This window comes from Mycobacterium sp., assembly GCF_049281135.1.
Classification (GTDB): domain Bacteria; phylum Actinomycetota; class Actinomycetes; order Mycobacteriales; family Mycobacteriaceae; genus Mycobacterium.
Genome location: NZ_JBAPRN010000618.1, coordinates 1 through 7,505, shown reverse-complemented (window position 1 = coordinate 7,505; position 7,505 = coordinate 1). Strand labels below are relative to the sequence as shown.

The window sequence follows — 7,505 nt, the reverse complement described above, 5'->3', positions numbered from 1 at the left end:
CAGCACCTTCTTGCCGCCGATCAGCACATCGGTGCCGCGGTTGATGCCGTCGATCAGCGAGTGGCGGCAGCCGTACTTGTTGTCGAACTTCGACTTGGTGACCGAGTCGTTGACGTTGATCGCGGGGAAGGCCAGGTCGCCGGCGGCGGCGAACTGGTAGAGCCGCAGCACGCCGGTGGTGGTCTCCTCGGAGACGCCCTTGATCGACGCGGCGATCTTGGTCCACTTGTCCTTGTCGGTCTCGAGGCGCTTACGCAGCAGGCTCAGGAATACCCGGTGCTCAGCAGAGTCGTCTTCCTCATCGGGCGGGACCACGCCGGCCTTCTCGTACTGCGCGCCACGCAGCACCAGCATGGTGGCGTCGCCACCGTCGTCCAGGATCAGGTTGGCCGGCTCATCGGGCCAGGTCAGAATCTGCTCGGCGGCCCACCAGTACTCCTCGAGGGTCTCGCCCTTCCACGCGTACACCGGCACACCCTGTGGCTTCTCGGGGGTGCCGTGCGGGCCGACGACCACCGCGGCGGCGGCGTGGTCCTGGGTGGAGAAGATGTTGCAGGAGGCCCAACGGACCTCGGCGCCCAGCGCCGTGAGCGTCTCGATCAGCACCGCGGTCTGCACGGTCATGTGCAGCGAACCCGAGATACGGGCCCCCTTGAGCGGCTGGACGTCGTGGTATTCCCGGCGCAGCGACATCAGACCCGGCATTTCCTGCTCGGAGAGCTCGATGTCGCGACGGCCGTAGTCAGCCAGCGACAGGTCGGCCACTTTGAAATCGAGCCCGTTCACCACGTCGGGAGTCAGCTGCTGTTCGGTCGTCGTCATCTACTACCCATTCCTTCGGTCAACTAATTAGCTTGGTTACATATTAGTCGCGCCGCGCTCGCGGCTGCGACACAGGTTGAGTTGGATCCGACAAGCCTATTAGTTGGCTTCGCCCGGCCCGCCGGTGGTACCACCCCGGGCCTCCGAGTCGAAGTCCTCCCGGCCCAAACCTCCGGCTCCGCTCCTCCCCGGGCCCCACGAGCCCGCATCGTCGCGAAGCTCGCCGTACCGCTCGGCCGCCGGCGTCATGAGTCGTGCCAGGTCAGCGGCCACGTCGTGGTCGGCCTCCGGCGGCATCGACACGTAGCTCATGGCCAGTCGAACGATGGCGCGCGCGATCATTCCGGAGTCTTCCTCGCTGGCGCGCATCCAGCTGTGCACGAACGACGACGTCAGGCGGGCCGAGCAGTGCGTGATGATCGGCCCGCTGTCGGTGGTGATGATCTGCAGCAGGTCGGGTTTGGCTACCCCGGTCAGCAGCGATATCACCAGCGGGTCGGCTGCCGAGTCGGCGAAAAACGCCCGAAAGCCTTGCAGGAAGGCCGCATAGACGTCGCCGACGTTGGCGTAGATGGCGTCTTCGACGGCATCCACCAGACGGTCGGCCAGCCGGAGCGCGTAGCCTTGGGCCAGGCCGTGCCGCGATCCGAACTCGTTGTAGATGGTCTGCCGGCTGATGCCCGCGGCGCGGGCCACGTCGGCCAGCGTGATCGCCGACCAGTCCCGACTGCCTAGCAGCTCGCGCATCGCGTCGAGCACCGAATCACGCAGAAGGGCCCGCGACGCCTCGGCGTACGGGACCCTTCGCATACGCGCGACCATAACGCCTCCCGCGCCACTGCTGTGTGACGCGGCGCTCGGAATGGTCGCGCTATTTGCCACCGCGCCGAACTCCCCCGCAAGCGGGAGGTGCAGCCACCTCATCGCTTCACTCTGCATCGTCGCCGGCGGTGGGTGTCACGAGCGGGCGACTTCGACCATCTCGAAGTCGGACTTCGCCGCGCCGCAGTCCGGGCAGCTCCAGTCTTCGGGGATGTCGTCCCAGCGGGTGCCGGGCGCGATGCCGTCCTCCGGCCACCCGTTGGCCTCGTCGTATTCGAAGCCGCACTGCACGCAGACGAACAGTTTGTAGTCGCTCATTTCCTTACCTCCAGAATTTCGAAGTCGGGCTAGACGTAGTCGCAGCCTGAGCTGCGGTAGGCAGTCGTCAGGCCGCGGCCCCGTACCGGGCCAGCATCTTCTCGCGCAGGCGTGGTTGCACATTGACCCGGGTGATGTCGCCGCCGTAGTGCGCCAGCACCCGGTGGTCCATCAACCTGCGCCACAGCGGCGGGAAGTAGGTCAACCCGATCAGCGCCGCGTAACCGCTCGGCAAGTTCGGTGACCCGTCCATGCTGCGCAGCGTCTGGTAGCGCCGGGTCGGGTTGGCGTGGTGATCACTGTGCCGCTGCAGGTGGTACAGGAACAGGTTGGTGACGATGTGGTCGGAATTCCAGCTGTGCTCCGGCGTGCAGCGCTCGTACCGGCCGTTGTCGTTTTTGTTCCGCAACAGGCCGTAGTGCTCGAGGTAGTTGACCGACTCCAGCAGGCTGAAGCCGAAGACCGCCTGGACAATCAGGAACGGGATCAGCGCCGGGCCGAACACCGCGATCAGCACGCCCCACAGCACGACGGTCATCAACCAGGCATTGATGACGTCATTGGACAGATACGTCTTGGGGTTCCACGGGTTTCCGCCCTGCCGGCGCACCCGCTGAGCCTCCAGCCGCCAGGCCGACTTCGCGCTGCCAAAGACGCTGCGCGGCAAGAACTCCCAGAACGTCTCACCGAACCGGGCTGACGCGGGGTCTTCCGGTGTCGCCACCCGGACGTGGTGGCCGCGGTTGTGCTCGATGTAGAAGTGGCCGTAGCCGGTCTGCGCGAGGGTGATCTTGGACAGCCAACGCTCCAGCGAATCCTTCTTGTGCCCCATCTCATGAGCGGTGTTGATGCCGACGCCGCCCAGCGCGCCCACCGACAACGCGAGGCCGATCTTGGCCGGCCAGCTCAACGGCCCGTCGTACCCCAGCCAGCTCAGGTTCGACGCGGTGAACAGGTACGCCCCCAGGATCAGGCTGACGAACTGGAACGGGATGAAGGCGTAGGTGCAGTAGCGGTAATATTTATCGTTCTCCAGCCACTCCATCACCTCGTCGGGAGGGTTCTGCCCGTCGGCTCCGAACCGCAGGTCAAGGACCGGCAGCAGGATGTAGAGCAGGATCGGTCCGATCCAGAACAGCACTTGTGATGCGGTCTGCCAGCCGGCCTGATTCATCGCCCAGACGAACGGCAGGATCGTCAGTAGCAGCGTCGGGACGATCAGTCCCATCAGCCACAGGTAGCGCTTCTTGTCCTGCCACACCCTTGTATTTGGACCTAATGCCGCGGTCATATCGCCAACCTCCTTGTGAGCCATAACACCTTGAGATTGGACATTAGTGCCTCTTGCGTCCTTTGTCTAGACACAGAGCCTATGTTTGTAAAGTCGCTTGAATCGCGTCGGCGTCAGTCGCCTACGAGCTCGCCGGCAGCACGCCAGGCCAGAACCGATTTCCGGCGTCCATAGCCCAGGTAGATGAAAACCCCTGCGAACATCCACACGCCGAATCGAATCCAGGTCACGACGGTCAGATTGACCATCAGCCAGACACACGCGCACACCGAGGCGATCGGCAGTAGCGGCACCAACGGCGCACGAAATCCGCGCGGCAGGTCCGGGCGGCTGCGTCGCAGCACGATGACGCCGGCGGAGACAAGCAGGAACGCGAACAAGGTGCCGACGTTGACCATTTCCTCGAGCTTGTCCGTCGGAAACGCCGAGGCGGTGGCGCCGACCAGCAACGCCACCAGCACGGTGATGCGCACCGGGGTTCCGTGCGAACCGGTCTTGGCCAGCTGTCGCGGCAACAACCCGTCGCGCGCCATGGCAAACAGCACCCGGCATCCACCGAGCAGGAGCACCATCACCACAGTGGTCAGGCCGGCCAACGCGCCGATCGAGATGATCCCGGAGGCCCACCGCACGCCGTTCACGGCGAAGGCGGTGGCCAGGTTGGCATGGTGGCCATCGGGGGTGGTCTTCAACTGGGTGTAGGAGACCATGCCGGACAGCACCACTGACACCGCCACGTAGAGCACGGTCACGATGCCCAACGTGGCCAGGATCCCCCGCGGGACGTCGCGTTGCGGGTTCTTGGTCTCCTCGGCCATCGTGGCCACGATGTCGAATCCGATGAACGCGAAGAACACGATCGAGGCCCCGGCGAGCACGCCGTACCAGCCGTAGTGGCTGCCGTGCGCACCGGTGAGCAGCGACAGCAACGACTGGTCGACCCCGCCGCCGGCGTTGCCGGCCTCGCGCGGCGGAATGAACGGCGAGTAGTTCGCGGCCTTGATGTAGAAGGCGCCGACGACGATCACCAGCACCACCACCGCGACCTTGATCGCGGTCACCACCATCGAGAATTGCGACGACAACTTGGTGCCCAGTGCGAGCAGCGTGGCCACCAACGCCACGATCACCAACGCACCCCAGTCCAGCTTCAGCGGCCCGACATTGACTGTGCCACTGGCTAATCCGAGCACCGTTTGCAGGTAACTGGACCAGCCTTTGGCGACGACGGCGCCGCCGATCGCCAGTTCCAGGACGAGGTTCCAGCCGATGGTCCAGGCCACGAATTCGCCGAAGGTCGCGTAGGAGAACGTGTAGGCGCTGCCCGCCACGGGCAGCATCGACGCGAATTCGGCGTAGCACAGCGCGGCCAGCCCGCAGGTGATCGCCGCGATGAGAAACGAGATCCAGATCGCGGGCCCGGTGATGTCACCCGCGGTAGAGGCGGTGACGGTGAAAATGCCGGCCCCGATCACCACCGACACCCCGAACACGCACAGATGCCACCAGCTCAAATCCTTGCGCAGCTGGGTATCCGGGTCGTCGGTATCGGCAATCGATTGTTCGATCGATTTGGTACGCCAGCGATCAGCCATGGACCCGGACAGTACCGAGTACGGTGGCCGGATGGGTGGGGAGAATTCCCGGGGGCACGCCGTCGTCATCGGCGCCAGCATCGCCGGATTGTGTGCGGCGCGGGTGCTGTCCGACTTCTACGACCGGGTGACGGTGTTCGAGCGCGACGAGCTGCCGGCCACCCCCAGCAACCGCACCGCGGTCCCGCAGGGCCGTCACGTTCATCTGCTGATGGCGCGCGGGGCGATGGAATTCGACGGGTTGTTCCCCGGTCTGCTGGACGGCATGGTGGCCGCCGGCGTTCCCATTCTGGAAAACCGGCCGGACTGCATCCATTTCGGCGCGGCCGGCCACGTGCTGGGCACCGGACAGACACTGCGCGATCAGTTCACCGCCTACGTGCCCAGCCGCCCGCAGCTGGAATGGCAGATCCGGCGCCGGGTACGCAACATCGCCAACGTCGACATCCAGCATCGCTCGGTGGCGCAACCACGCTTCGATGCGCAACGAGTGACCGGGGTGTTGCTGGACAGCGACGCCGACGAGCCCGACTTCGTCGCCGCCGACCTGGTCGTCGACGCCGCCGGCCGCGGCACGCGGCTGCCGGTGTGGCTGGAGCAGTGGGGATTTCAGCGTCCGCCCGAGAAGACGGTCGACGTTGGCATCGGCTATGCGTCACACCAGCTTCGGCTGCCCGACGGCGCGATCCGTGAACGGGTGATCGTTGCCGGCGCGTCGCGGGAGCAGCCGCGGGGGCTGGGCCTACTCGGCTACGAGGATGGCACCTGGACACTGACAACCTTCGGCGTCGCCAAAGTCGAACCGCCGCATACCTTTCCCGAAATGCTGGCGCTGGCCAAGACGCTGCTGCCCGAACGAATCGCCACCGCGCTGCAGCGGGCCGAGCCCGTCGGCGAGGTGGCTTTCCACCGCTACCCGGTCAGCCGGTGGCGCCGGTACCACGAGTTGGAGCGGTTTCCAGCCGGGATTCTCCCGCTGGGCGACGCGGTGGCCAGTTTCGATCCCACGTATGGCCAGGGCATGACGATGACCTCGCTGCAGGCCGGTCACCTGCGCCGTGCGCTGGCCGACGGGGCGGGCGAAGACCTGGTGCGCCGGGTGAATCGGGCCACCGCGAAGTCGACGTATCCGGTGTGGACGATGACGGCGATCGGCGACCTCACCTTTCACCACGCGACCGGGGACAAGCCGTGGTGGTTCGGCCCGGTGGGCAATCTGTTCGACCAGTTCCTCGGGGCGGCCGAGACCGATCCTGTTCTCGCCGAATGGTTTTTGCGCCGGTTCTCGTTACTGGACAGCCTGTACATGGTCCCGTCGGCGAGGCTGGTCGGTCGCACTATTCGGCACAACATGCGACTCTGGCGCGCCGAGCGTCGAGCTGGACGGCCGGAACGCCGCGGCGCGCTGGCGCCGCATCACTCATAGGCCGACGGTTGCCCGGAAGATCTTCGTCGGCTCGTGCGCGACGAGCCGGACGGGACCGTCGTCGGCGGCCACCCAGGCGGCGGCGCCACGAGTGAGCGTCAGCGTCCCGGCTTTGCCGTGCACCACCGTGGCACCTTCGACGCACAGCAGGATCTGTGGACCGTCGTGGCGCGACGGGGCATCGACTTCGTGGCCGATCTGGTCGTCACCCAACGTGAGCATGGACGCCGCGAACTCGGCGGTGGGCGTGTCGTAGAACGACGCCAGTCCATCCGGATGCGTCTGGGCACGCAGTTGAGATTCGGTGGTCGGGTTGAAGTTCAGGACTCGCAGCAGCTCCGGAACGTCGACGTGCTTGGGAGTCAGGCCACCCCGTAACACGTTGTCGGAGTTGGCCATCACCTCTAGGCCGACGCCGCGCAAGTAGGCGTGCAGGTTGCCGGCCGACAAGAAGATCCCCTCGCCGGGACCGAGCGTTATCCGGTTCAGCAGCAGCGCGGCCAGTACGCCGGCGTCGCCGGGATACCGCTCACCTAGCTCCAGCACGGTCTTGGCTACGGCCGCGAATTCCGTTGCGCCCGAACTCAAGTAGTTGATTGCGCCATCCAGTACCGCGGTCACCAGCACGTCGACGTCGGGCTGCGGGGCGGTGATCCAGGTGGTGAACAACGCCCGCAGTCCGTCGGCGTCGGATTGGTCGTTCAGCAAATCGATGAACGGATCCAGGTCGGACACCGCCAAGGCCCGCAGCAGCTCGATGGTGTGGGCCGCGGGACGGAAGCCCGCCAGCACCTCGAATGGCTGCAGCGCCACCAACAACTCGGGCTTGTGGCTGGAATCGCGGTAATTACGCACCGGCGAGTTCACCGGGATGCCGAGGCGTTCCTCGCGCCGGTACCCTTCGGCGGCTTGCTCGGAACTGGGGTGCGCCTGCAGCGACAGCGGCTCCTCGGCCGCCAGCACCTTGAGCAGGAAAGGCAGCGCATCGCCGAACCGGGCACGAGCCGCGGCGCCCAGTTGCCCTTCGGGATCGTCGACCACCGCCTGCAACAGCGAGACTTCGCCGCCGGGTTCTTCGAGGAAGGCCGGGTCGCCCGGGTTTGCCCCGAGCCAGAGCTCGGCTTCGGGATGGGCGGCCGGTACCGGGCGACCAGTGAACTCCGCGATGGCGGTCCGTGACCCCCACGCGTACGTCCGTATCGCTCCACGTAGCAACTGCACTGTCTATAAC

General features: G+C 66.0%; 6 protein-coding genes and 1 pseudogene. 1 reads left to right on the top strand and 6 read right to left on the bottom strand.

Annotated features, from left to right (window positions below; all coding sequences use genetic code 11):
* The 5 genes and pseudogenes from WAN02_RS24390 to WAN02_RS24370 form a co-directional block, all read right to left on the bottom strand.
* Positions 1 to 822: adenosylhomocysteinase (locus tag WAN02_RS24390; protein WP_422267218.1), on the bottom strand; the 822-nt coding region annotated here is incomplete at its 3' end.
* 222 nt (positions 823 to 1,044) lie between these two features.
* Positions 1,045 to 1,644, bottom strand: a pseudogene (locus WAN02_RS24385) (TetR/AcrR family transcriptional regulator); the annotation flags it as partial.
* A 135-nt stretch (positions 1,645 to 1,779) separates the two neighbouring features.
* On the bottom strand, positions 1,780 to 1,962 hold the full coding sequence (locus WAN02_RS24380) for a rubredoxin (RefSeq protein ID WP_422267216.1): 183 nt from the start codon (positions 1,960 to 1,962) through the stop codon (positions 1,780 to 1,782).
* 67 nt (positions 1,963 to 2,029) lie between these two features.
* Entirely contained in the window at positions 2,030 to 3,277 is a 1,248-nt protein-coding gene (locus WAN02_RS24375) for an alkane 1-monooxygenase (protein WP_422267214.1), read from the bottom strand.
* A gap of 89 nt (positions 3,278 to 3,366) precedes the next feature.
* A complete protein-coding gene (locus WAN02_RS24370) occupies positions 3,367 to 4,848 on the bottom strand; it encodes an amino acid permease (RefSeq protein ID WP_422267212.1) in 1,482 nt (493 codons plus the stop codon).
* Between the two features lie 31 nt (positions 4,849 to 4,879).
* Here WAN02_RS24370 and WAN02_RS24365 point away from each other — a divergent pair, with 31 nt between their 5' ends.
* The gene (locus WAN02_RS24365) at positions 4,880 to 6,274 is read left to right on the top strand and encodes an FAD-dependent oxidoreductase (RefSeq protein ID WP_422267220.1); all 1,395 of its coding nucleotides are present in this window, start codon (positions 4,880 to 4,882) and stop codon (positions 6,272 to 6,274) included.
* On the opposite strand, the gene manA is transcribed toward WAN02_RS24365, so the two are convergent.
* Positions 6,269 to 7,495 (bottom strand): mannose-6-phosphate isomerase, class I, encoded by a 1,227-nt coding sequence (gene manA, locus WAN02_RS24360; RefSeq protein WP_422267210.1) that lies wholly within the window; start codon positions 7,493 to 7,495, stop codon positions 6,269 to 6,271. The genes WAN02_RS24365 and manA overlap by 6 nt on opposite strands.
* Between the last annotated feature and the right edge of the window lie 10 nt (positions 7,496 to 7,505).